Source organism: Sphingomonas sp. UNC305MFCol5.2 (assembly GCF_000712135.1).
Classification (GTDB): Bacteria; Pseudomonadota; Alphaproteobacteria; order Sphingomonadales; family Sphingomonadaceae; genus Sphingomonas.
Genome location: NZ_JOOE01000001.1, coordinates 800,956 through 822,351, shown reverse-complemented (window position 1 = coordinate 822,351; position 21,396 = coordinate 800,956). Strand labels below are relative to the sequence as shown.

18 protein-coding genes are annotated in these 21,396 nt (G+C 66.2%); 8 read left to right on the top strand and 10 right to left on the bottom strand.

Features of this window, described 5'->3' with window-relative positions; genetic code table 11:
• Window positions 1-77 precede the first annotated feature (77 nt).
• The 3 genes from BR78_RS0103950 to BR78_RS0103940 are packed head-to-tail and all read left to right on the top strand — an operon-like array spanning window position 78 to window position 7,973.
• A complete protein-coding gene (locus BR78_RS0103950; RefSeq protein WP_231478139.1) occupies window positions 78-2,222 on the top strand; it encodes an autotransporter assembly complex protein TamA in 2,145 nt (714 codons plus the stop codon).
• A complete protein-coding gene (locus BR78_RS0103945) occupies window positions 2,222-6,460 on the top strand; it encodes a translocation/assembly module TamB domain-containing protein (protein WP_029935070.1) in 4,239 nt (1,412 codons plus the stop codon). Before BR78_RS0103950 ends, BR78_RS0103945 begins: the two co-directional genes overlap by 1 nt.
• A 49-nt stretch (window positions 6,461-6,509) precedes the next feature.
• Window positions 6,510-7,973, top strand: a complete 1,464-nt coding sequence (locus tag BR78_RS0103940) for a flavin-containing monooxygenase (protein WP_029935068.1) — start codon at window positions 6,510-6,512, stop codon at window positions 7,971-7,973.
• Here the strand turns inward: BR78_RS0103940 and BR78_RS0103935 are convergent.
• Genes BR78_RS0103935 through BR78_RS0103905 form a run of 7 tightly spaced genes read right to left on the bottom strand, consistent with a single transcriptional unit; the run spans window position 7,970 to window position 13,328 of the window.
• Window positions 7,970-9,184 carry a flavin monoamine oxidase family protein gene (locus tag BR78_RS0103935; protein ID WP_029935067.1) on the bottom strand — a complete coding sequence of 405 codons (1,215 nt, stop codon included), beginning with the start codon at window positions 9,182-9,184 and terminating at the stop codon, window positions 7,970-7,972. The genes BR78_RS0103940 and BR78_RS0103935 overlap by 4 nt on opposite strands.
• Entirely contained in the window at window positions 9,181-9,636 is a 456-nt protein-coding gene (locus BR78_RS0103930) for a MaoC family dehydratase (protein WP_029935066.1), read from the bottom strand. Before BR78_RS0103930 ends, BR78_RS0103935 begins: the two co-directional genes overlap by 4 nt.
• Before the next feature lie 2 nt (window positions 9,637-9,638).
• Entirely contained in the window at window positions 9,639-10,139 is a 501-nt protein-coding gene (locus tag BR78_RS0103925) for a GNAT family N-acetyltransferase (protein ID WP_231478138.1), read from the bottom strand.
• 54 nt (window positions 10,140-10,193) lie between these two features.
• A complete protein-coding gene (locus tag BR78_RS0103920; RefSeq protein ID WP_029935064.1) occupies window positions 10,194-12,149 on the bottom strand; it encodes an acetyl/propionyl/methylcrotonyl-CoA carboxylase subunit alpha in 1,956 nt (651 codons plus the stop codon).
• Window positions 12,146-12,547, bottom strand: a complete 402-nt coding sequence (locus BR78_RS0103915) for a hypothetical protein (RefSeq protein ID WP_029728764.1) — start codon at window positions 12,545-12,547, stop codon at window positions 12,146-12,148. The genes BR78_RS0103920 and BR78_RS0103915 overlap by 4 nt, the downstream gene beginning before the upstream one ends.
• Window positions 12,544-12,852, bottom strand: coding sequence for a DUF3088 family protein (locus BR78_RS0103910; RefSeq protein ID WP_029728766.1), 309 nt, complete (start codon window positions 12,850-12,852; stop codon window positions 12,544-12,546). Before BR78_RS0103910 ends, BR78_RS0103915 begins: the two co-directional genes overlap by 4 nt.
• Entirely contained in the window at window positions 12,849-13,328 is a 480-nt protein-coding gene (locus BR78_RS0103905) for a hypothetical protein (protein WP_029935062.1), read from the bottom strand. Before BR78_RS0103905 ends, BR78_RS0103910 begins: the two co-directional genes overlap by 4 nt.
• 77 nt (window positions 13,329-13,405) lie before the next feature.
• On the opposite strand from BR78_RS0103905, the gene BR78_RS0103900 reads away from it, so the two are divergent.
• Window positions 13,406-13,837 carry a DUF559 domain-containing protein gene (locus BR78_RS0103900; protein WP_029935060.1) on the top strand — a complete coding sequence of 144 codons (432 nt, stop codon included), beginning with the start codon at window positions 13,406-13,408 and terminating at the stop codon, window positions 13,835-13,837.
• A 14-nt stretch (window positions 13,838-13,851) separates the two neighbouring features.
• Here the strand turns inward: BR78_RS0103900 and BR78_RS0103895 are convergent, their stop codons facing one another.
• Window positions 13,852-15,489 carry a carboxyl transferase domain-containing protein gene (locus tag BR78_RS0103895; RefSeq protein WP_029935058.1) on the bottom strand — a complete coding sequence of 546 codons (1,638 nt, stop codon included), beginning with the start codon at window positions 15,487-15,489 and terminating at the stop codon, window positions 13,852-13,854.
• A gap of 126 nt (window positions 15,490-15,615) precedes the next feature.
• On the opposite strand from BR78_RS0103895, the gene BR78_RS0103890 reads away from it, so the two are divergent.
• The 4 genes from BR78_RS0103890 (at window position 15,616) to BR78_RS0103875 (ending at window position 19,871) form a co-directional block, all read left to right on the top strand.
• Window positions 15,616-17,688, top strand: a complete 2,073-nt coding sequence (locus BR78_RS0103890; RefSeq protein WP_197021269.1) for a M13 family metallopeptidase — start codon at window positions 15,616-15,618, stop codon at window positions 17,686-17,688.
• A 21-nt stretch (window positions 17,689-17,709) separates the two neighbouring features.
• Window positions 17,710-18,885, top strand: coding sequence for an SGNH/GDSL hydrolase family protein (locus BR78_RS0103885; RefSeq protein WP_037565926.1), 1,176 nt, complete (start codon window positions 17,710-17,712; stop codon window positions 18,883-18,885).
• Window positions 18,886-19,009: 124 nt separating this feature from the next.
• Window positions 19,010-19,315: a hypothetical protein gene (locus BR78_RS0103880; RefSeq protein ID WP_156022205.1), complete on the top strand. Its 306-nt coding sequence runs from the start codon at window positions 19,010-19,012 to the stop codon at window positions 19,313-19,315.
• A 4-nt stretch (window positions 19,316-19,319) separates the two neighbouring features.
• Window positions 19,320-19,871: a hypothetical protein gene (locus BR78_RS0103875; protein WP_029935050.1), complete on the top strand. Its 552-nt coding sequence runs from the start codon at window positions 19,320-19,322 to the stop codon at window positions 19,869-19,871.
• A gap of 1 nt (window position 19,872) precedes the next feature.
• Here BR78_RS0103875 and BR78_RS0103870 read toward each other — a convergent pair whose 3' ends face one another.
• Both BR78_RS0103870 and BR78_RS0103865 read right to left on the bottom strand, forming a co-directional pair.
• Window positions 19,873-21,021, bottom strand: coding sequence for an isovaleryl-CoA dehydrogenase (locus BR78_RS0103870; protein WP_029935048.1), 1,149 nt, complete (start codon window positions 21,019-21,021; stop codon window positions 19,873-19,875).
• Window positions 21,022-21,031: 10 nt separating this feature from the next.
• A complete protein-coding gene (locus BR78_RS0103865) occupies window positions 21,032-21,385 on the bottom strand; it encodes a Rieske (2Fe-2S) protein (protein WP_029935046.1) in 354 nt (117 codons plus the stop codon).
• Between the last annotated feature and the right edge of the window lie 11 nt (window positions 21,386-21,396).

The following is a 21,396-nucleotide window of genomic DNA, read 5'->3' as shown; positions in this document are numbered from 1 at the left end:
GGGGGGAGCCAAAGCCCCAATCGGTCGTTACGGAGGCGAGAGAGAGGGGCCGGGGTTCGCGGCTCCCGAGGAGGCGCGTGCGTAAAGGGGTTAGAGCGGTGTGGGTTGCCGCGCTGGCAGGGACAGCGCTCCTGCCGGCCGTGGCGTGCGCGCAAATCGCCAATCCCACGCCGGGGCAGGGTGCGCCGGTCTCGCCGCCGCGCGATACCACCGGGACCACGCCGCAGGATGGGACGATCGTCCCCGACGCCGAATTCGAGGCGGCACTGCCGAAGCTGAGCGACGACATCAACGCGCCGCTCGAGCCGATGAAGGACTTCAACAAGCCCGTGCCGGTGCAGCAGCCGACGCCGGGTGCGGTCACCGATCAGATCGAGAGCTTTCCGCCGCCGGCCGCAGAGGCGCCCGAATTCGCCCAGCCGCTGACGCCGCTCGCCGAGTTCAAGGTGGAACCGGTCAAGATCGAAGGCCTGGACGACGAGAAGGTCACTACGATTCGCTACACGACCGCAGTCGAGGGGCTCGATGCGATCGGGCTCAAGGACCGGTTCCGTGATCTTTCCGCGCTCGAGGACGGCGACGGCAAGGCCGCCAATGCCGCGATGGTCGCGGCACGAGCGCGGGAGGACGAACTGCTCGCGGTGCGGCTGATGAAGTCGCTGGGCTATTATGACGGAACCGCGATCTCGACGATCGAGCAGAACCCCAAAAATTCGGGCAATGTCCGCGCGACGATCACCGCGACGCCCGGCGAACTCTATCGTCTGAACAACATCGAGATCGTCAGCGGGCCCACCGTTCCCCCCGGGCTGCTCGACCGCGAGCTCAACCTCAATCCCGGCGATCCGATCCAGGCGGAGCGCGTGCAGGGTGCGGAGGCGAATGTGAGCCTGAGGCTGCCGCAGCAGGGCTATCCCTTCGTCAAGCTCGGCGACCGCGACATCCTGCTCGATGAGGAGACGCATCGCGGCGATTATACGTTGCCGGTCGATCTGGGGCCCCGCGCCGTGTTCGGCGAGATCGTCACCACGGGACGGCGCCCGGTGTTCGATGTGGAGCACATCAACATCCTGCGGCGCTACAAGCCGGGCAAGATCTATGACAGCCGCCAGGTCGACGATCTGCGCGACGCGCTGATCGCGACCAGCCTGTTCTCGGTGGTGTCGGTCGAGCCGGTGAAGACCGGCAAGCCGGGGCCGGACGGCACGGAAATAGTGAATTTGCAGGTGCGGCAGAATGCGGGGCGTCCGCGCACGCTCGCCGCTGAAATAGGCTACAGCACCGGCCAGGGCCTTCGCGCGGAGGGGACATGGACTCACCGCAACCTGTTCCCGCCCGAAGGCGCGCTGATCGCCAGCGCAGTGGCGGGGACGCAGGAACAGGGGCTTACCGGCACTTTCCGCCGTTCGAACGCGGGCCTGCGCGACCGGACCTTCCAGATCCAGGCGGGGATCAACCATTTGGATTATGCCGCGTTCGAATCCTACACCGGATCGGTCGCGGTGCGCTGGTCACGCGATTCGACGCCGATCTGGCAGAAGCGCTGGACCTATTTCTATGGCGGCGAACTCGTCGGCTCGAACGAGGACCAGTATAATTACAATAAGGCCGCGCGCGATCGCGGTACCTGGCTGATCGCCGCGTTGCCGACCTTTGTCGGCTATGACGCGTCGGACAATCTGCTCAACCCCACGCGCGGTTTCCGCCTCAAGGCCAATGTCAGCCCCGAGACATCGGTGCGCGGCGCGGCGCGGCCCTATGCGCGGCTGATGCTGGAGGGCACGGTCTACCGGCCGGTTTCGTCGAGCATCGTCGTCGCGGCGCGCGCGCGCGTCGGCTCGATACCGGGAATCGCGCGCAACGATCTGCCACCGTCGCGGCGTTATTATGCCGGCGGCGGCGGATCGGTGCGCGGCTTCGGCTATCAGGAACTCGGCCCGCGCTCGCCCGACGGCCGGCCGGTGGGCGGGCGCAGCCTCAACGAATTCGCGCTCGAGGCACGCTATCGCTTCGGCAATTACGGGATCGTGCCCTTCATCGATGCCGGGCAGGTCTATGAAGGGCTCTATCCGACGCTGCAGAACATGCGCTTCGGCGCCGGCATCGGCGGGCGGGTCTACACCAATTTCGGACCGTTGCGCGTCGACGTGGCGACGCCGATCAACCGCAAGCCGGGCGAATCGAAGATCGCGCTCTACATCTCGATCGGACAGGCCTTCTGATGGCGACCGAACCGCCCGAGGTCCCCGATCCCGACACGGCCGAGGCGCCGGTCGAGCGGATCGTGGAACGCCGGCCGGCGTGGCAACGCGTCGTCAAATGGGGAGCGATCGCGCTCGGGGTGGTGGTGCTGGCGCTGGGCGTGCTCGTCATCGGGATCAACACCCAGCCCGGGCGCGACTTCGTCACCAGGCAGATCAACCGGCTCGAACTCGCCTCGGGGCTCAACTTCCGGATCGGACGGATCGAGGGATCTCTCTTCGGCGCGATGGTCCTGCGCGACGTCCAGGTCCGCGACACCAGAGGCGTGTTCGCCACTTCGCCCCAGATCGCCGTCGACTGGCGGCCGTTCGCCTATCTACGCGATCATGTCGACATCCGCAGCCTTACCAGTCCCGAGGTGCGGCTGCTGCGGATGCCCGCGCTCAAGCCCTCGACCGATCCCAAGGCGCCTTTGCTGCCCGATCTCGACATCGATATCGCGAAGCTGGACGTCGCCCGGATCGACATCGATCCCGCGGTCAGCGGGCAACGCCATCTCGGGCGCCTGCGCGGCAGCGCACACATCAGCGGCGGCCGTGCGCAGATCGTTGCCGACGCCGCGACCATCGCCGCTCCGGGCGTGGCGGGCGGCGACACGGTCGCGCTCAGGCTCGACGCGGTGCCCGAGCAGAACAAGCTCGACATCGACATGCGCATGAATGCGCCGGTGAAGGGCTTCATCACCGGCCTGGCCGGGCTGGACCGGCCGTTGACGTTCAATCTGGGCGGGCGCGGGAGCTGGCGGAACTGGCGCGGGCAGGCCGCCGGGGCGCTGGGCGGGCAGAAGATCGCTGACTTGACGGTCGCTGCGCAGAACGGGCGCTTCCAGCTTCGTGGGCCGACCTGGCCGGGCGTGTACATGCAGGGTCCAGTCGAGCGGCTGGCATCGCCGCGGCTCGACGTGGCGCTCGACGCGGTCTGGGCCGATCGCACCGCGAACGGAGTGCTCAAGCTGCGATCGAGCGCCTTGTCGGTCGAGGCGAAGGGGCTGGTCGATCTCGGCCACAATCGCTTCGGCAACCTCAACGTCGATGCGATGCTGCTCACGCCCGGGGCGATCGCGCCCAATCTGCGCGGCCGATCGGTGCGCGCCGCGCTGGCGCTGGACGGGCCGTTCAACCGGCCGGTGGTCGACTACAAGATCACCGCGGCGGCGCTCGGCTTCGGCGAGACCGTGGTCGAAGGGCTTTATGCCGAGGGCAAAGCGCGCGTCGACGCCGATCGCATCCTCGTTCCGGTGCGCGCGCGCGCCGCGCGAGTGTCCGGCCTCAACGCGGCGGTTGGCGGATTGGTGACCAACCTGTCCGTCGCGGGAGACCTCGCCATCTCGGGCGACCAGATCCTGTCGGACAATCTGCGCCTGCGCTCGGATCGCGTCGATGCGACTGCGATCATCGCCGCCGACATGGGCAAGGGCCGCTACACCGGCGCCATCAAGGGCCGGATCAACAATTATGCGGTCAACGGCGTCGGGATCGTCGATCTCAAGACCGACGCCGAGCTCTTCGCGGCGCGTGACGGCGGCTGGGGCATTCGCGGGCATGTCGCTGCCGAAACGCGGCGGCTCACCAATTCCGGCGTGCGCAATTTCCTCGGCGGCAATGCGGTCGCCTCGGCGCGTGTCACGCTCGGACCCACGGGAGTGATCGCGGTCGAGGACATCCGCATGCGCGCGCCGCAGTTCCGGATCCTGCGCGGATCGGGACGCTATGATCCGGCCGGACCGATCCTGATCAACGCCGACGGTGTCTCCAACGCTTATGGTCCTTTGAGCGCGCGCGTGTCCGGCACGCTCAATGCGCCACTGATTCTGTTGCGCGCGAAGAAGCCGGGGCTGGGCGTCGGGCTGGTCGATCTCGAGGCGCGGATACGCGGCCGCGGCAATGCATATGCAGTCATCGCGAGCGGCGGCACCAATTACGGTCCGTTCAATGCCAATGTCCTGGTCCGCAACGGGCGGACGCTCGCCATCGACATCGAGAGCGCGCGCTTCGCCGGCATGGATATCACCGGTAACGTCCAGCAGACGGCGGCGGGACCTTTTTCAGGCCAGTTGCGCTTCCAGGGCTCGGGCGTAACCGGCAATGCCCAGCTCGCCGCGCAGGGCCGGTACCAGGCGGCGCAGATCGAGGCGCGCGCGCTCAACGCAGTGATTCCCGGCAATGCCGAGCTCACCATCGGGCGGGCGCTGATCTCCGCCAATGTCGTATTGACCGAAACACCGCAGATCGTCGCTGACGTTCAGGTCGCAAATCTCCGCAGCGGCCAGTTCGTCCTCAAGACCGCGCGTGCCAAGGTGAACTATCAGGGCGGCAGCGGCACGGCGCAGGCAGTCGCGACCGGATCCTCCGGTGTTCCCTTCCAGATCGCGGCCAACGCCCGGCTCTCGCCCCAGCAATGGCTGGTGGCCCTGCAGGGGCAGGGGAGCGGCATCCGGTTCCACACCGTAAATCCCGCGCGTGTCGCTATTGCGGGTGATACCTATCGGCTGCTGCCGACGCAGGTCGATTTCGATCAGGGCAGCCTGCGGCTGGCCGGCACTTATGGCGACGGCCTTGCGCTCCAGGCGCGGCTCGACAAGCTCGACCTGGCTTTCGTCAATGGATTCATGCCCGGCATCGGCCTGGGCGGGACGGCGACGGGAAGCCTCGACTTCGCCCAGGCCAGGCCCGATGCGTTCCCGAATGCCGATGCGCGGCTCGAGATCGACGATTTCACCCGTTCGAGCCTTGCCACCGTATCGACGCCGGTCGATGTCAGCCTCGTCGCAAAATTGCTTCCCGATGGCGGCGATGCGCGCGCGCTGATCAAGCGTGGGACCACGACGATCGGCCGAGTCGTCGCCACGCTACGGCCGCTGGGGCCGGGTGCCGGCAGCTGGACCGAGCGACTGATGGGTGCGCCGCTCTCAGGCGGGATTCGCTATAACGGCCCGGCGGCTGTGCCCTTCTCGCTGGCGGGGCTCAGCAACCAGCATCTGACGGGCTCGATCGGCATCGCTGCTGACTTCTCGGGACGGGTACACGAACCGGATCTCACCGGCGTCGTGCGCGGCGAGAATCTGGCCTATGGCAACGAGACTTACGGCACACGGATCACCAACATGCGGATTGTCGGCCGCTTCTCCGACGACGAGCTGATCCTTGACGAAGCCAACGGGCGCGCGGGCGAGGGGACAGTCACCGCGCAGGGCCGCATCGGCCTCTCCGCGGCCAACGGCTATCCGATGAGCCTGACCGCAGACTTCAAGAACGCCCAACTCGCCAAGAGCGATGCGTTGGGGGCGACCGCGACGGGGCGCATCACCATCACCAGGAACGCGCAGGTCGCCAAGATCGAGGGGCGGCTGGAAATTCCCGAAGCGCGTTACGAGATCATCCGTCAGGGCGCGGCCGAAATTCCCGAACTGACCGGGATCCGGCGGCGCAGCGAGCTGGTCGCGAACGGTCCGGTCAGGCCCGCCACGCCTGTCCGGGCGGGCAACGTCTTCGATCTCGACTTGCGCCTCGTCGCCGACAACCGCCTGTTCGTATCGGGCATGGGCCTCGAATCCGAATGGAGCGCACGGGTCTTCGTGCGCGGCACCACCGCGGCACCCGAGATTCGCGGAACGATGGAGATCGTCCGCGGCACCTACAGCTTCGCCAGCCGCCGGTTCGAGGTGACGCGCGGCAATATCCGCTTCCAGGGCGCGCAGCTCTTCAACCCCAGCATCGATGTCGAGGCGAGCACCACCGCCGAGGGGATCACCGCGATCATCGACATCTCGGGCACCGCGCAGCAGCCGCGGATCGCCTTCACTTCCTCGCCCAGCCTGCCGCAGGAAGAAGTGCTGTCGCGGCTGTTCTTCGGCACCAATGTGACCAATCTCTCCGCGACCGAGGCGATCCAGCTCGCCGCGGCGGTCAATTCGCTCAGCGGCTCGGGCGGCGGGCTCAATCCGCTCGGCAAGCTCCGCTCGGCGACGGGGATTGATCGGCTGCGCGTCCTCGGCGCCGATGATACCAGCGGGCGTGGCACTTCGCTCGCGGCGGGCAAGTACATCACCAGAGACATCTACATCGAGATCATCACCGATGCCCGCGGCTTCACTGCCACCCAGCTCGAGATCGCGCTCACCCGTTCGCTGAGCCTGCTCTCGCAGACCGCCTCGTTCGGCGGCTCGAGCGTCAGCCTGCGCTACTCGCGCGACTATTGACGCTACCCCCGGGTTACTTACAGTGCTGTAAGCAGCCCGGGAGAGGCGAATGACCGAACATTTCGACGTCGTGGTGGTGGGGGCCGGGATATCCGGCATCGGCGCGGGGTATCACCTGCAGGCCAACAGCCCCGATCGCAGCTATGTGATCCTCGAAGGACGCGATCGGTTGGGCGGGACGTGGGACCTGTTCCGCTATCCCGGCATCCGCTCGGATTCGGACATGTACACGCTGGGTTTCTCGTTCAAACCGTGGACCGATGCGAAGGCGATCGCCGACGGCCCCTCGATCTTGCGCTATCTCGACGAGACGGCGCGCGAATACGGCGTGGACCGGCACATCCGTTACCGCCACCGCGTCAGGCGCGCCGACTGGTCGAGCGACGAGGCGCTATGGACCGTGGTCGCGGACGTCGACGGCGCCGAAGTTACCTTCACCTGCGCCTTCCTGTTCATGGCCACGGGTTATTACAATTACGCGCAGGGCTATACGCCCGATTTTGCTGGGTTCGCGGATTTCAAGGGACGGATCATCCACCCGCAATTCTGGGCCGACGATGTGGACTATGCCGGCAAGCGCATCGTCGTGATCGGCAGCGGCGCGACCGCGGTGACTTTGGTGCCCGAGCTGGCGAAGCAGGCCGCGCACGTGACGATGCTCCAGCGCTCGCCCACCTATATCGTCGCGCGCCCATCCGAGGATAAAGTCGCCAACTGGCTGCGAAGCAAGCTTCCCGCCCGGGCCGCTTACGGCATCACCCGCTGGAAGAACGTGCTCCTCCAGCAATATTTCTTCCGGGCGATGCGCAAGCATCCGGACAAGGCGAAGAAGGCGCTCGTCGACATGGTGCGGCAGGAATTGCCCGGGCACGACGTCGATACGCACTTCACCCCGCGCTACAATCCCTGGGACCAGCGGCTCTGCCTCGTTCCCGATGCCGACCTGTTCGCGTCGCTGCGTGAGGGCAAAGCGAGCGTCGTCACCGATACGATCGACCGCTTCACTGCGAACGGCGTTCGGCTGGCCTCGGGCGAAGAGCTGGAGGCGGACCTCGTCGTCACCGCGACGGGGCTCGAGATCCAGCTGCTCGGCGGCATGCCGGTGACGATCGACGGCACGCTGTTCGAGCCGGCGAAGCACATGACCTACAAGGGCATGATGTTTTCCGACGTGCCCAATTTCGCGATCTCGTTCGGCTACACCAATGCGAGCTGGACGCTGAAGGCGGATCTGACCGCCAATTACGTGACCCGACTGCTCAACGCGATGAAGAAGCGCGGAATGCGGCAAGTCACGCCGCGGCTGAAGGAACCGGTGGAGGCGATACCTTTCCTCGAATTCACGTCGGGCTATGTCCAGCGCGCCGCGCCGCAACTGCCGCGCCAGGGCAAGCGGGCGCCGTGGCGGCTGCACCAGAACTACACGCTCGACGTGATGGCGCTGAAGTTCGGCGGGATCGATCAGGAGATGGAATTCTCCAATCCCGTGCTCGCGGGCCGCCGCGCCGCCTAGCCGAGCAACGCCTGCGCGGCGGCGACGCCGGTATTGTAGGCGCCGTGGACCGTCGAGAATTCGCCGTGCGAACACGCCTCGCCGGCGAAACGGATCCGCGGATCGATCGGCGTGGAGAGGACATGGCGCGCATCGGCCTTGCCCGGCAGCGCATGGCTGTAGCCGCCGAGGATATGATCGGCGCGGCCCCAGGCCGAGCCCGCGACGAAGCGCAGTTTCCTGCGCCAGTTGCTGCCGAGTAACCCGCAGAGCTCGCCCAGCGCGAACGCCGCGGCGCCATCGAGGCCTTCCCTCTCCAGCGCCCGCGCGCCTTCGCCGCCGAGCATGCATTCGACCACCGGGCGGCCAAAGGCGCGCAGCGTGTAGGTGCCGGTGGTCGCGCTGCGCGGATTGCCGAGCAGGTGCGCGTTCGCGTCGATTTCCTCGCCGTCGTCGAGCGTGAAGAAGAGCTTGTCGGCGAGGCCGAGCGGGAGTTCGGACGCGGCGTGGAGGATCGCGTCATGGCCGGGCAACCGGATCGCGCCGCTGGCGAGGACGTTGGTTGAGACCGTGACGATCGCGGCATTCGCCCCGATCGCGCCGCGCGGCGTCTCGATGCGAAGCTGTTTGCCCGACCCGTCTATTCCAGTGACCGGTGTGGCGAGCGCTATCGGCAGTCCCGCCGCGTGCGAGGCGACGAGCGCGCCATAGCCCTCCGCCACGCGCCAGTCGGTGTTGACCGACGCCTCGTCATAAGCGAGCCAGTCGGTGACCGACATCTCCCGCATCGGTACGCCGTTGATGAACCCCGACAGCGCGTCGAGATAAGGCGACCATTCGCTGTCGACCGGGATCAGGTCGGTGGCGCGGTCGCTCGACGGCGGAGTCCGCATCGCCTCCATGAAGGCAGCGAATGCGCTCCACGCCGCATTCTGCTCCTCGGGCGAGAACCCCAATGCGCGCCATTGCTCGCCCCAGCGCGGGCGCGAGCGATCGACGGTGAAGCCGCGCGCCTCGGCGATGGCGACCCACGGGTTTTTGGGCGCCGAATGCAGCCAGCCCGCGCCGAGATCGAGCGGCAGGCCGGCGACATGCACCGTATGCGCACGCCCGCCGAGCCGATCGCCGGCTTCGAGCAGCAGCACGTCCCTGCCGGCATCTGCGAGCGTGCGCATCGCCCCGGCTCCGGCCGCGCCGCCACCGATCACGACGATGTCGGCTTCGTGCCTCACGCCGCCGCACGGCTCCGCAGCAATGCCGAGCGCAGGCATTCGCAGACCAGTTCATCGCGCTGGTTGTGCATCTGGTGCCGCCAGGTGACGATCCCCTGGCCGGGCCGCGACTTGCTCGGCCGCAGCTCGGTCACTTCGGAAGAGGCGTGCAGCGTGTCGCCGAGGAAGACGGGCTTGGGCATCACCAGTCTGTCGTAACCGAGATTGGCGACGAGCGTTCCCGCAGTGGTGTCGCCCACCGTGATCCCGACCATCAGGCTGAAGGTGAAGGTGCCGTTGACGAGGATCTGCCCGAACTCGCTCGCCTTCGCCGCCTCGGCATCGATGTGGAGCGGCTGGGTGTTGTGCGTGAGCGTGGAGAAGAGGAGATTGTCGGTCTCGGTCACGGTGCGGCGCAGATCGTGCTCGATCCGGTCACCGACCTGCCATTCGTCGAAGAAGCGTCCGGCCATGTTCAGTCCCTCAGATGGAGTTTCATGCCAACATGGCTCTGGACGAAGCCGAGCCGCGCGTAGAAGCGGTGCGCCGCGGTGCGCGTCGCAGTGGAAGTGAGCTGGACCAGCTTGCAATCGCGCGCCCGGCATTGCTCGATAGCCCACAGGATCATCGCCTCGCCGAGCCGCTGGCCGCGCAGGTCGCCGGCGATCCGCACCGCTTCGATGAGTCCGCGCCACGATCCACGGAAGGACAGGCCGGGAAGAAAGCTCAGCTGCATCGTTCCGACGAGACGCCCGTCGCGTTCGGCGGCGACGAGGATCTGGTTGGGATCCGCGTCGATCGCCTCGAACGCGGTGACATAGCGCGGGTCGAGCGGCTCGCTGGGGTCCTCGCGATGGCGCGCGGTCTCGTCGTCCCAGAGCAGCGCGACGATGCCGGGCAGATCGTCGCGCGTCGCCGGGCGCATTGCCAGGCCAGCCGTCATTCCATTCCCGTCATGCTGAACTTGTTTCAGCATCCAACTCTCCATCTGGGTGGCGTCGCTTGCTGCACTATGGACCCTGAAACAAGTTCAGGGTGACGGATTGTTTCGGGCAGCGCGCTCCACCTTCACCAGTAGCGTGCCTTCGCTCACCTGTGCGTCCGCCGTGGCGTTGAGCTCGGCAATGATACCATCGAACGGCGCGACGAGGCCGTGCTCCATCTTCATCGCCTCGAGCGTGACGAGGCGCTGACCCTTGACCACCGTATCGCCCGCCGAAGCTTCAATGGCGGTGATGCGGCCGGGCATCGGGGCTAGGATCGCGCCGTCGGCAACACTTGCGCCCGCAGCCCCATCGGTGCGCTCGCGACGGAACAGGAAACTTTCTCCCATGTCCGTCACCAGTATCTGATCGCCCTTGATGATGGTCGACAATCTCGCCGACTTCTCGACGGGACGATGAAGCACATAGCTTTGACCGTCATGGCGCAGCCCGATCCGCATGCGTGGCGAAGCATTGGCGCGGAACCCGGCAAGGCTGCGCCACGCTGAGCCGGGATAAGGCCGGGGCTCCCGACGACTCTCGTAGCGCCAGAGCTGGACGGATTCGGCATCGCCCATCTCGTCATACAGCACCGCCATCGCGGCGGATTCGACCACAGCCTGGGAAGGTGTCCCCGGTCCGGTCAGGGCAGTCTCGTGCCGGCCGATAAAGCCTGTATCGAGATCGCCGTCCAGGAAATCGGGGGCCGAAAGGCAGCGCGCGAGGAAGGCCGCATTGGTCTTCACCGGCGCTATGATGGTGTTGTGGCAAGCCGTGCGCAGGGTTCGCGCGGCACTAGCGCGGGAGCCGCCATGGCTCACGATCTTGGCGATCATCGGATCATAGAAAGGAGAAATTTCGCCGCCAAGCGCGACGCCCGTTTCGATCCGGACGAGATGCTCCTCGCCGATATCGAAAAAATCGAGCCGACCAACGCTGGGTAGAAAATCCTTGGCCGGATCCTCGGCGTACAACCGCGCTTCCATCGCCCAGCCGTTGATCGAGAGTTCGTCCTGCCGCTTCGGCAATACCTCGCCAGACGCGACGCGCAATTGCCATTCGACCAGATCCTGCCCGGTGATCTCCTCGGTCACCGGATGCTCGACCTGCAGCCTTGTGTTCATCTCCATGAACCAGATGCGGTCGGCGCGCAGGCCTTCGCTGGCGTCGGCGATGAATTCGATCGTTCCGGCGCCGACATAGTCGACTGCCTTTGCCGCGCGCACCGCAGCCGCGCAGATCGCCTCGCGCGTCGCTTCGTCCATGCCGGGGGCAGGGGCTTCCTCGATCACTTTCTGGTGGCGGCGCTGGAGCGAGCAGTCGCGCTCGAACAGGTGGACGACATTGCCGTGGCTGTCGCCGAACACCTGCACTTCGATGTGGCGCGGCGACAGGATGTACTTCTCGAGCAGCACGCGATCGTCGCCGAACGACGAGGCGGCCTCGCGCTGGCAACTGGCGAGCGCGTCGTCGAAATCCGCGGCCGCATCGACGCGGCGCATGCCCTTGCCGCCGCCGCCCGCCACTGCCTTGATCAGCACCGGATAGCCGATCGCGTCGGCTTCGGACCTGAGCCGTTCGGGCGACTGGTCTTCGCCGAGATAGCCCGGCGTCACCGGCACCCCGGCGGCGATCATCCGCGCCTTGGCGGCATCCTTGAGGCCCATTGCGCGGATGCTTTCGGGCCTGGGGCCGACCCAGACCAGCCCTGCATCGATCACCGCCTGCGCGAAATCGGCATTTTCCGAGAGGAAGCCATAGCCGGGATGGATGGCCTCGGCGCCCGTAGCCTTCGCCGCGGCGATGATCTTCTCAGCCACCAGATAGCTCTCGCGCGCCGGCGAGGGGCCGATATGCACGGCCTGGTCGGCCTGCCGCACGTGCAGGGCCTTCGCGTCGGCATCCGAATAGACCGCGACCGTGCGGATGCCCATTGCCCGCGCGGTGCGGACGATGCGGCAGGCGATCTCGCCGCGATTGGCGATGAGAAGCGATTTAATCATTCGGGAAGCCCTAGCGTGGAGTTCATCGAGCGCCACCGAACGAAGTCGGGAAATGCCTTGCGCGCGGAGAATGCGGCAAAAAGGTCCGTAGCCTGCTTCAGGAGAATCCATTCATCCGCTCGAAGCACGATCTCGCCGGCTTTCGAGCGGATCTTCGCGCCGTCCGCATAGGGGCGGCGCCCGGATTCGGTGTGTGCACGCCAATGGCGGAGCGGCGAAACCTCGCGCTTTTCCACCACGCACCATGGGCGGCCGCCGGCGACCTGGAGGTAATTGCCCGCTTCGTCGGTGAGTGAAGCGAAGCTGAGACCGGGCGACGCGAGCGAAGTCACCAGATCGCGAATCTGGGCCTCGCTCGGCTGCGCGATCGGCGCCCTGCCTTCGCCTTCGAGGATCATGGATGCCGCTCCGGAAAGCCATTGCGCTCGGCGAGCGTGGCGAGCAACGCCTCGATTTCGTTGACGAAACCGCCCTCCCACACCAGCGCCGGCAGGTTCTGGTTCGCCTCGCCGATCGCCGCGATAACTGCCGCGCGTGGGCGCGGCCATGGCACGCGGACCACGTCGATACTGGCGGCGCGATCGGGAAAGGCCGCGAGCAGGCCTTCGATCGTCATGCAGTCCTTGCAATAGAAGACGCGTTCACCGCCCAGCGCGGGATCGGCGAATTCGTGCTCGAGCAGAAAGAGCGTGTCGCGGCTCATTGGCCGGGGCACCCCGTGGTGCGGCGCGACCAGGTAACGTTCAACACCTTCCACGCATCGTTCTCGCGGACGAGGTCGAAGTGGTTGACGCCGCAATGGACCACCTTGCCGTCGACCAGGAAGACATAGTCGCCCCAGGCCATCGCGATGTCGCCATCGACTTCGATCGCCGGACTGGGCATCCGTTCCTCGAAGCGCTCCGCACCCGGCTTAAGCGCGGCGGCAAAATCGGCCCAGCTGCGGCTGTTCACCATGGGCGTGCCGTCGGGCTTGTTGCCGGCGGCCGTGGCACGCCCCTCGGCGCGGACGAAGGGCAGCGCTGCCTGTCCGTCGCGCGCGGCGATCGCGGCGAACAGCCCGTTGATCGGGGCGAGCACCGCGGCCTCCTCGGAAGCGGGCGGGGGCAGGGCCGTGCCCTTCACGATCGGCGCGACGGGAGTGGTCTGGAGTGCGAGAAGAACGGGGAGAAGGATCATGGCTGGGCTCTTTCAATTCCTCCCCGAGCTTGTCTCGGGGAGGGGGACCATGCGAAGCTTGGTGGAGGGCAGGAGCGATGTTCAAGGATCGATCGCCAAGGGGAAATCGTCACGCCGTCCGGCAGAGTCGGGCGCGACGCCGCGCGATGAGCCTGCCGGAAGTGCTCCTCTGGCAAGTGCTCCGTACAAGACCAGGCGGCCTCAAGTTTCGACACGAGCATCCGACTGGTGGTTACAGTCTCGATTTTTACTGCAGCGATGCGTGCTTGGCGATCGAGGTTGATGGCGAAGCGCATGCGCGCGGCGATCGGCCGGACCGGGATTTGCGCCGCGACAGCTGGCTGGCCGCAAGCGGGATATCGACGTTCCGGGTGCCCGCTGCCGAAGTGCTTCGCGATCTCGACGGGGTCGTGCGCGGGATAGTGGCGGGGGCGCGTTCGCACCTGCCCCTCCACCACCCGGCTGCGCCGGGCGGTCCCCCTCCCCGAGACAAGCTCGGGGAGGAATAAGACACGCCCGGCCATCACATCCGGAACACGCCGAATGCCGGCCGGTCCGGGATCGGCGCATTGAGCGTCGCGGCCAGTGCCAGCCCGAGCACGTCCCGCGTCTGCGCCGGATCGATGATGCCGTCGTCCCATAGCCGCGCGGTGGCGTGCCACGGATTGCCTTCGTCTTCGTAGCGCTGGCGGATCGGCGCCTTGAACGCCTCGGCTTCCTCGGGCGTCCATTTCTCGGCATCGCGGTGCACCGTCGCCAGCACGCTCGCCGCCTGCTCGCCGCCCATCACCGAGATGCGGCTATTGGGCCAGGAGAAGAGGAAGCGTGGCGAATAAGCCCGCCCGCACATCCCGTAATTGCCCGCGCCGAAGCTGCCGCCGATCAGCACGGTGATCTTGGGCACCGTGGCGGTGGCGACCGCGGTGACGAGCTTTGCGCCATGTTTCGCAATGCCTTCGGCCTCGTATTTGCCACCGACCATGAATCCCGAGATGTTCTGGAGGAACAGCAGGGGAATGCGCCGCTGGCAGGCGAGCTCGATGAAATGCGCGCCCTTCTGGGCGCTTTCCGAGAACAGGATGCCGTTATTGGCGATGATCCCGACCGGCATGCCCCAGATATGCGCGAAGCCGCAGACCAGCGAGGTGCCGTAGAGCGCCTTGAACTCGTGGAACTCGCTGCCGTCGACGATCCGCGCGATCACTTCGTGCACGTCATACGGCGCGCGGACGTCCTCGGGGACGATGCCGTAGAGTTCTTCCACGTCATATTTTGGTGGTCTCGGCTCCTTGGTCCCGTTCGTGTCGAGCGAAGTCGAGACACGCTTCTCGACGTCGCTCGAAGCGAACGGAGAGGAGAGGTGCGAAACGATATCGCGGACGATCGTCAGCGCATGCTCGTCATTCTCGGCGACATGATCGACCACTCCGGACTTGCGCCCGTGCAGGTCGCCGCCGCCGAGATCCTCGGCACTGATCACTTCGCCCGTTGCCGCCTTCACCAGCGGCGGGCCGGCGAGGAAGATCGTTCCCTGGTTGCGGACGATCACGCTCTCGTCGCTCATCGCGGGGACATAGGCGCCGCCGGCGGTGCAGCTGCCCATCACGCAGGCGATCTGCGGAATGCCCTGCGCCGACATGTTCGCCTGATTGAAGAAGATACGCCCGAAATGGTCGCGGTCGGGGAACACCTCGGCCTGATGCGGCAGGTTCGCGCCGCCCGAATCGACGAGATAGATGCAGGGCAGGCGGTTGGCCTCGGCGATCTCCTGCGCACGGAGATGCTTCTTGACCGTCATCGGGTAATAGGTCCCGCCCTTCACCGTCGCGTCGTTGCAGACGATCATGCAGGTGCGACCCGAGACGCGGCCGATTCCCGCGATCATCCCCGCGCCGGGGACCTCGCCTTCGTACATGTCGCACGCAGCGAGCTGGCCGATCTCGAGAAACGGGCTGCCCGGATCGAGCAACCGTTCGACGCGTTCGCGTGGCAGGAGTTTACCGCGGCTGGTGTGGCGTTCGCGTGAACTCTCGGAGCCGCCCAGCGCCGCTTTCGCGACATCGGTGCGCAGCCGCTCGGCCAGCGCACGGTTGTGCGCGGCGCGGGCGCGAAATTCCTCTCCCTCGGGCGATACCTTGCTGTCGAGCACCGGAGCGCTCATTAGGGCATCCTTCCTGTCCTAGTTTTTCCCTGCCTACACCGCGTGTCGCTGCTTGGGAAGACTGGCGCGCGCGTTCGTGCGAGAGTAGCACGCTGCACGAACGGACTTGAAAGGGAGAGCCCGAACGTGACGACTCGCGCAGCGTTGTTAGCCCTGCTTCTGGCAACCGCGGCCTGCACGCCCGGAACCCCGGCCGACAACGGCACCGCGGCCACCGCGGGCACCGGCATCGGAATAGACGTCGCGGGGCTGAACAAGGGTGTGAACCCCGGCGACGACTTCGAAGAGCACGCCAATGGCGGATGGCGCGCGAAGACCGAGATTCCGGCCGACCGCTCGAGCGTCGGCGCATTCCTCGAGGTCTACAACAAGGCCGAGGCGAACAACGTCGCGATCATCCAGGCCGCGCTCAAGGCCAATGCCGCACCGGGCACCGATCAGCGCCGGATCGCCGATTGGTACAGCGCCTTCACCGATACCGCCACGATCGAGAAGCACGCGCTTTCGCCGCTGGGCGCGGAGATGGACGGGATCGCCGCGCTCGCGGACAAGAAGGCACTGTCGGCGATGCTCGGCGCCAATATCCGCGCCGATGTCGATCCGCTCAACGCGACCAACTTCCAGACCGGGAATCTGTTCGGGCTGTTCATCAGCCAAGCGCTGGACCGGCCCGACACCAATGTGCCCTATGTGCTGCAGGGCGGGCTCGGGCTGCCCGATCGCGATTACTATCTCTCCGACAAGCCGGAGATGGCGACGATCCGCAATCAGTATCGCGCCTATATCGGCAAGCTGCTGAGCCTCGCCAACATCACCGAGCCCGATGCCCGGGCGCAGCGCGTGTTCGACCTTGAGACCAAGATCGCGCAGGCGCATACCGACATCGTCACCAGCCAGGACATCCATAAGGCCAATAATCCGTGGAAGAAGGCGGACTTCGCGAGGAAGGCGCCGGGGATCGACTGGGACGCCTTCTGGTCCGCCGCGAGTCTCGGGCAACAGCAGGATTTCATCGTCTGGCATCCGCAGACCACTGCGGCGCTGGCGAAGCTCGTCGCAAGCGAGCCGCTCCAGGCGTGGCAGGACTGGCTCACCTTCCACCGTATCGACGACGTCAGCGCGGTGCTGCCCGCGGCATTCGATCAAGCACATTTCGAGTTCTTCAATCACACGCTGAACGGCCAGCAAAAGCCCCGCCCGCGCGACAAGCGCGCGATCGGCAGCGTCAACAACTGGCTCGGCGACGCGGTGGGCCAGCTCTACGTGAAGGACTATTTCCCCGCCTCGTCCAAGGCGGACATCCAGCATATGGTGAAGGGCATCCTCGCCGCGTTCGACAAGCGCGTCGCCGCACTGCCCTGGATGGCGGAGACGACAAAGGCGGAGGCGCGCAAGAAGATCGCGGGCATGCAGGTCGGGATTGGCTATCCCGAGACGTGGCGCAATTATGCCGGCCTCGAGGTCAAGGCCGACGATCCGGTCGGCAATCTGCGCCGCGCCGAACTCGCCGAATATCGCCACCAGCTCGCCAAGATCGGCAAGACGCCCGATCGCGGCGAATGGTGGATGACGCCGCAGACGGTCAACGCCGTCAACCTGCCGCTGCAGAACGCACTCAACTTCCCCGCCGCGATCCTGCAGGCGCCTTTCTACGATCCCGGTGCAGATGCCGCCGCCAATTACGGCGCGATCGGAGCGGTGATCGGGCACGAGATCAGCCACGGTTTCGACGATCTCGGCGCCAATTTCGACGCTACCGGGCGGCTGCGCAACTGGTGGACCCCTGCCGACATGGCGCGTTTCAAGGCAAGCGGGCAGGCGCTGGTCAAGCAGTTCAATGCCTATGAAGTGCTGCCGGGCGTGTTCATCAACGGCCAGCAGACCTTGAGCGAGAACATCGCCGACGTCGCCGGGCTCACCGCGGCCTATGAGGCGTATCACGCCTCGCTGGCCGGCAAGGAAGCGCCGGTGATCGGTGGGCTCACCGGCGATCAGCGCTTCTTCCTCGCTTACGCACAGGCGTGGCGCGAGAAGTCGCGCGAACAGACGCTGCGTGCACGCATCGCCACCGATGCCCATGCCCCGGCGCGCTGGCGTGCCCAGACGGTACGCAACCTCGACGCCTGGTATCCTGCCTTCAAGGTGCAGGAGGGGCAGAAACTGTTCCTCAAGCCCGAACAGCGCGTGAAGGTCTGGTAACAAGAAAAACGGGAGAGTGTGATGCGGGGGATGCGGTTTTTCGTCGCGGCTGCGGCACTGTTGCTGGTCGCGGCGGCGCCGGGCGGGGAGCGCTGGACGCGCGCCTGGACCGCCAGCATGTGGCAGGTTCAGGGCGATCAGGCGAAGACGCTCGAGAACGTCACGATCCGATCGGCGGTTCGCGTCGGTGCAGGCGGCCCGCAGCTCCGCCTGCGGCTCGCCAATGATTATGGCCCCGCGCTGACGATCGGCGCGGCGACGGTACGGCTCCCTGGTGGGCAGGCAGTGCGCGTGACGTTCGGAGGGACGGCGTCGGTGCGCGTGCCCGAGAGTGCGCCCCTGGTGAGCGATCCGATCGCGTTGCCGGTCAAGGCGTTCGACGTGGTGGAGGTTTCGCTGTTCTTCCCCGAGGCGACGCAGTTCAACACCGTTCACGATGTCGGCGGCCAGAAGACGCTGGTTTCGGCCGCGGGCGATCACACCACCGAGGATTTCGCGCCCGCCGAGCAATGGCGGCTGCGTCCGCTGATCGCCGGCCTCGACGTGCTGGGGGCGAAGCAGCGCCCGGTGGTCGTCGCATACGGCGATTCGATCACCGACAATGTCGGCTGCGCCAATGATGCGATGCCGCGTTGCCGCTGGGGCGACGTGCTCGGCCGGCGCTTCGCCGCAGCCGGGATGCCGCACGTCGTGATCACCCAGGCGATCTCGGGCAACCGCATCCTAGCCAACGGCACCGGCCCGAGCGCGCTGTCGCGCTTCGATCGCGACGTGCTGTCGGTGCCCGGCGTCAGCCATGTCGTGCTGCTCGAAGGGATCAACGACATCGGCAATTCGGGCCGCCCGGTGAACGGCGTCGCGCGCCCGGCGATCACCGCCGACCAGCTCATTGCCGGCTACAGGCAACTCGCGGTTCGCGCGCACGAGCGCGGGATCAAGATCTACGCGATGACGATCCTGCCTTATGAAGGCGCGGGCTATTCGACCCCTACGGGCGAAGCGATGCGCGTGCAGGTCAATAACTGGATCCGGACGTCGAAGGACTTCGACGCAGTGATCGACATGGAAAAGGTCGTCGCCGATCCCGCCAATCCGAAGCGACTCGCGGCGAACCTGCAGGGCGGCGACAATCTCCACCCCGACGGCCGCGGCGAGACCGCGATGGCCGAGGCGATTCCGTTGCACCTGTTTCGCTGAGGTAAATAGTTCTCAAGTCGATCGACGCAGATTGCCGCGTGCTTGATAATGTTGCGCGGCAGGCATACTAGTTCAACTACGAGAAGGGGGCCAAACAGGGGCCCCGGAGTCATGGGAGGTCCTTATGGCACGCTCCGTTGCTTTGCTTTTCGTTGTCTCGATGCTGCCGGTTTCTGCCCTCGCGACGGAGACATGCCCGCCGAAACCAAATAAGCCCTGCTTGAATGCGCCTCCGCCAAAGGGGCCGAGGACGGGTCCGGTCATTATTCCTACGGTCGATCAGTTCGCAAGCCGGGCCGAATTCCGCGCGAAGCTCCGCGAATATCAGGCCCGCAGCACCGCCGACTTGAAGGCGGGAAATATCAATAAAGCGACGCATGACAGTGAGATGCGCGCGATAGGCAATGCGCTGGGCCGGTCCGGAAACTGACGGTGTGTCTTCCGTCTACTTCCCGCTGATCCGCGAATTCTACGCAAGCGTTGCGTTCGGACTGGTCACGCTCGTGGCGCCGGCGCTGTTCGTCGCGGTCACGCTGGCAGCCGCGATGGCTTGGCTGGTGCGCGCGGCGGGCGCGCGCACCGGCTTCCTGCTTTCGTTCGTCTTCATTCTCGCCTTCGCGCTAGTCGGCGTGGTTTCCGGAGCGGTGGCGGGATGGACGCTGGAGGGGATCGTCGGCGCGGTGCTCGCCGCGGTGCTCGGCATGGTATCTTCGCTGCTGGCTTATCTCTTCGGCAAGGAAACGCTCAGGGCATGGCGCCCGGTTATCCCGCTGGCGATCGCCGCGTTGCTGATCTCGACTCTCGTCGGGCTGGTGCTCGGCGGATCGCGCCGAAGCCAGGTGATGAACCAGGCAGATTCGATCGCGCGCGAAAAGGCCGAGTTCGAGCGTGTCTATCTGCCCGTGGAGGCGCAGCGGCGCTCCGCGATCATGAAGCGGTGCATCGACGAGAGCGCGAACGCCACCGAGGCGGCGGACTGCGGCTAGCTCAGCCCCCCACCAATTCCCGTCCGATCAGCATTCGCCGGATCTCATTCGTCCCCGCGCCGATATCGAGCAATTTGGCGTCGCGCGCGAAGCGTTCGACTGGCCAGTCCTTGGTATAGCCGGCACCGCCCAGCGCCTGGATCGCCTCGAGCGATACTTTCACGGCGTTCTCCGATGCGAGCAGGATCGCCCCTGCGGCATCGAACCGCGTCGTTCGCCCCGCGTCGCAATTCCTCGCCACGGTGTAGACATACGCCCGCGCCGAATTGAGCGCGACATACATGTCCGCCACCTTCGCCTGCATCAGCTGGAAATGCCCGATCGGCTGGCCGAATTGCTTCCGCTCGCGCAGATAGGGGAGCACTACGTCGAGGCACGCCTGCATGATCCCGAGCTGGATCCCGGCGAGCACGGTGCGCTCATAGTCGAGTCCCGACATCAGCACCCCGACGCCGCCGTTGAGCGGCCCCATCACTTGCTCCTCGGAGACTTCGCAATCGTTGAACACGAGCTCGGCGGTGGGCGAACCGCGCATCCCCATCTTGTCGATCTTCTGGCCGATCGAGAAGCCGGGCATGTCCTTCTCGATCAGGAAAGTGGTGATCCCGCGGCTGCCTTCGCCGGTCTTCGCATAGACTACGAGAGTATCCGCGTAAGCCGCGTTGGTGATCCAGAATTTGGTGCCGTTGAGCACATAGCCGTTGGCGGTCTTCTCGGCGCGCAACTTCATCGAGACGACGTCCGAGCCGGCGCCCGCTTCGGACATTGCGAGGCTGCCGACATGTTCGCCCGAGATCAGTTTCGGGAGGTATTTGGCCTTCTGCTCGGGGCTCGCCCAGCGGCTGATCTGGTTGACGCAGAGATTGGAGTGCGCGCCGTAGGAAAGCCCGATCGAGGCCGAGGCGCGGCTGACTTCCTCACAGGCGACGACGTGTTCCAGATAGCCGAGTCCGAGCCCGCCATATTCCTCGTCGACGGTGATGCCGTGCAGCCCCAGCTCGCCCATCGCGGGCCACAGTTCGCGCGGAAACCAGTCCTCGGCATCGATCTTCGCGGCGAGCGGCTCGATCCGCTCCTTCGCGAAGCGCGCGGTGGTGTCGCGGATCATATCGGCGGTTTCGCCGAGGCCGAAATCGAGCGTGGGTTCCATCATCTTCCTCTCAGGCAGTCACGATCATGCCGTCGCGTACTGCTATCGGCCACGGCATTAGCTTGGCACCGACGCAAGGGCCACCCACGCATGTGCCGTCCTCGATCCGATACAGCGCGCCGTGCCAGCTGCACTGGATATGGCTGGCGTCAGGCGTGAGATACGCGTCGAGCTTCTGGGCGAGCGGCAAGGCCATATGCGCGCAGCTATCGACATAGCCGTGGAAAGCATCGCCCTTGCGCACGACGAAGCCGTGGAAGCGCCCGGCGCGCAATTCGAGCACGAAGTTGCGGGCGGTATCCTGGGGGATGAGGGCGAGAGGGCCCAGCGTGACGCCAGCGGGTGTGGTGGTGAGGCGATCCATTCAGATCCTCC

What these genes read in the sequence shown, in the direction of transcription:
- BR78_RS0103945 (WP_029935070.1), top strand. Translation starts at nt 2,222, where the DNA reads ATGGCGACCGAACCGCCCGAGGTCCCCGATCCCGACACGGCCGAGGCG.
- BR78_RS0103940 (WP_029935068.1), top strand. Translation starts at nt 6,510, where the DNA reads ATGACCGAACATTTCGACGTCGTGGTGGTGGGGGCCGGGATATCCGGC.
- BR78_RS0103930 (WP_029935066.1), bottom strand. Translation starts at nt 9,636, where the DNA reads ATGGCCGGACGCTTCTTCGACGAATGGCAGGTCGGTGACCGGATCGAG.
- BR78_RS0103925 (WP_231478138.1), bottom strand. Translation starts at nt 10,139, where the DNA reads ATGCTGAAACAAGTTCAGCATGACGGGAATGGAATGACGGCTGGCCTG.
- BR78_RS0103920 (WP_029935064.1), bottom strand. Translation starts at nt 12,149, where the DNA reads ATGATTAAATCGCTTCTCATCGCCAATCGCGGCGAGATCGCCTGCCGC.
- BR78_RS0103915 (WP_029728764.1), bottom strand. Translation starts at nt 12,547, where the DNA reads ATGATCCTCGAAGGCGAAGGCAGGGCGCCGATCGCGCAGCCGAGCGAG.
- BR78_RS0103910 (WP_029728766.1), bottom strand. Translation starts at nt 12,852, where the DNA reads ATGAGCCGCGACACGCTCTTTCTGCTCGAGCACGAATTCGCCGATCCC.
- BR78_RS0103905 (WP_029935062.1), bottom strand. Translation starts at nt 13,328, where the DNA reads ATGATCCTTCTCCCCGTTCTTCTCGCACTCCAGACCACTCCCGTCGCG.
- BR78_RS0103900 (WP_029935060.1), top strand. Translation starts at nt 13,406, where the DNA reads ATGTTCAAGGATCGATCGCCAAGGGGAAATCGTCACGCCGTCCGGCAG.
- BR78_RS0103895 (WP_029935058.1), bottom strand. Translation starts at nt 15,489, where the DNA reads ATGAGCGCTCCGGTGCTCGACAGCAAGGTATCGCCCGAGGGAGAGGAA.
- BR78_RS0103885 (WP_037565926.1), top strand. Translation starts at nt 17,710, where the DNA reads ATGCGGGGGATGCGGTTTTTCGTCGCGGCTGCGGCACTGTTGCTGGTC.
- BR78_RS0103880 (WP_156022205.1), top strand. Translation starts at nt 19,010, where the DNA reads ATGGCACGCTCCGTTGCTTTGCTTTTCGTTGTCTCGATGCTGCCGGTT.
- BR78_RS0103870 (WP_029935048.1), bottom strand. Translation starts at nt 21,021, where the DNA reads ATGGAACCCACGCTCGATTTCGGCCTCGGCGAAACCGCCGATATGATC.
- BR78_RS0103865 (WP_029935046.1), bottom strand. Translation starts at nt 21,385, where the DNA reads ATGGATCGCCTCACCACCACACCCGCTGGCGTCACGCTGGGCCCTCTC.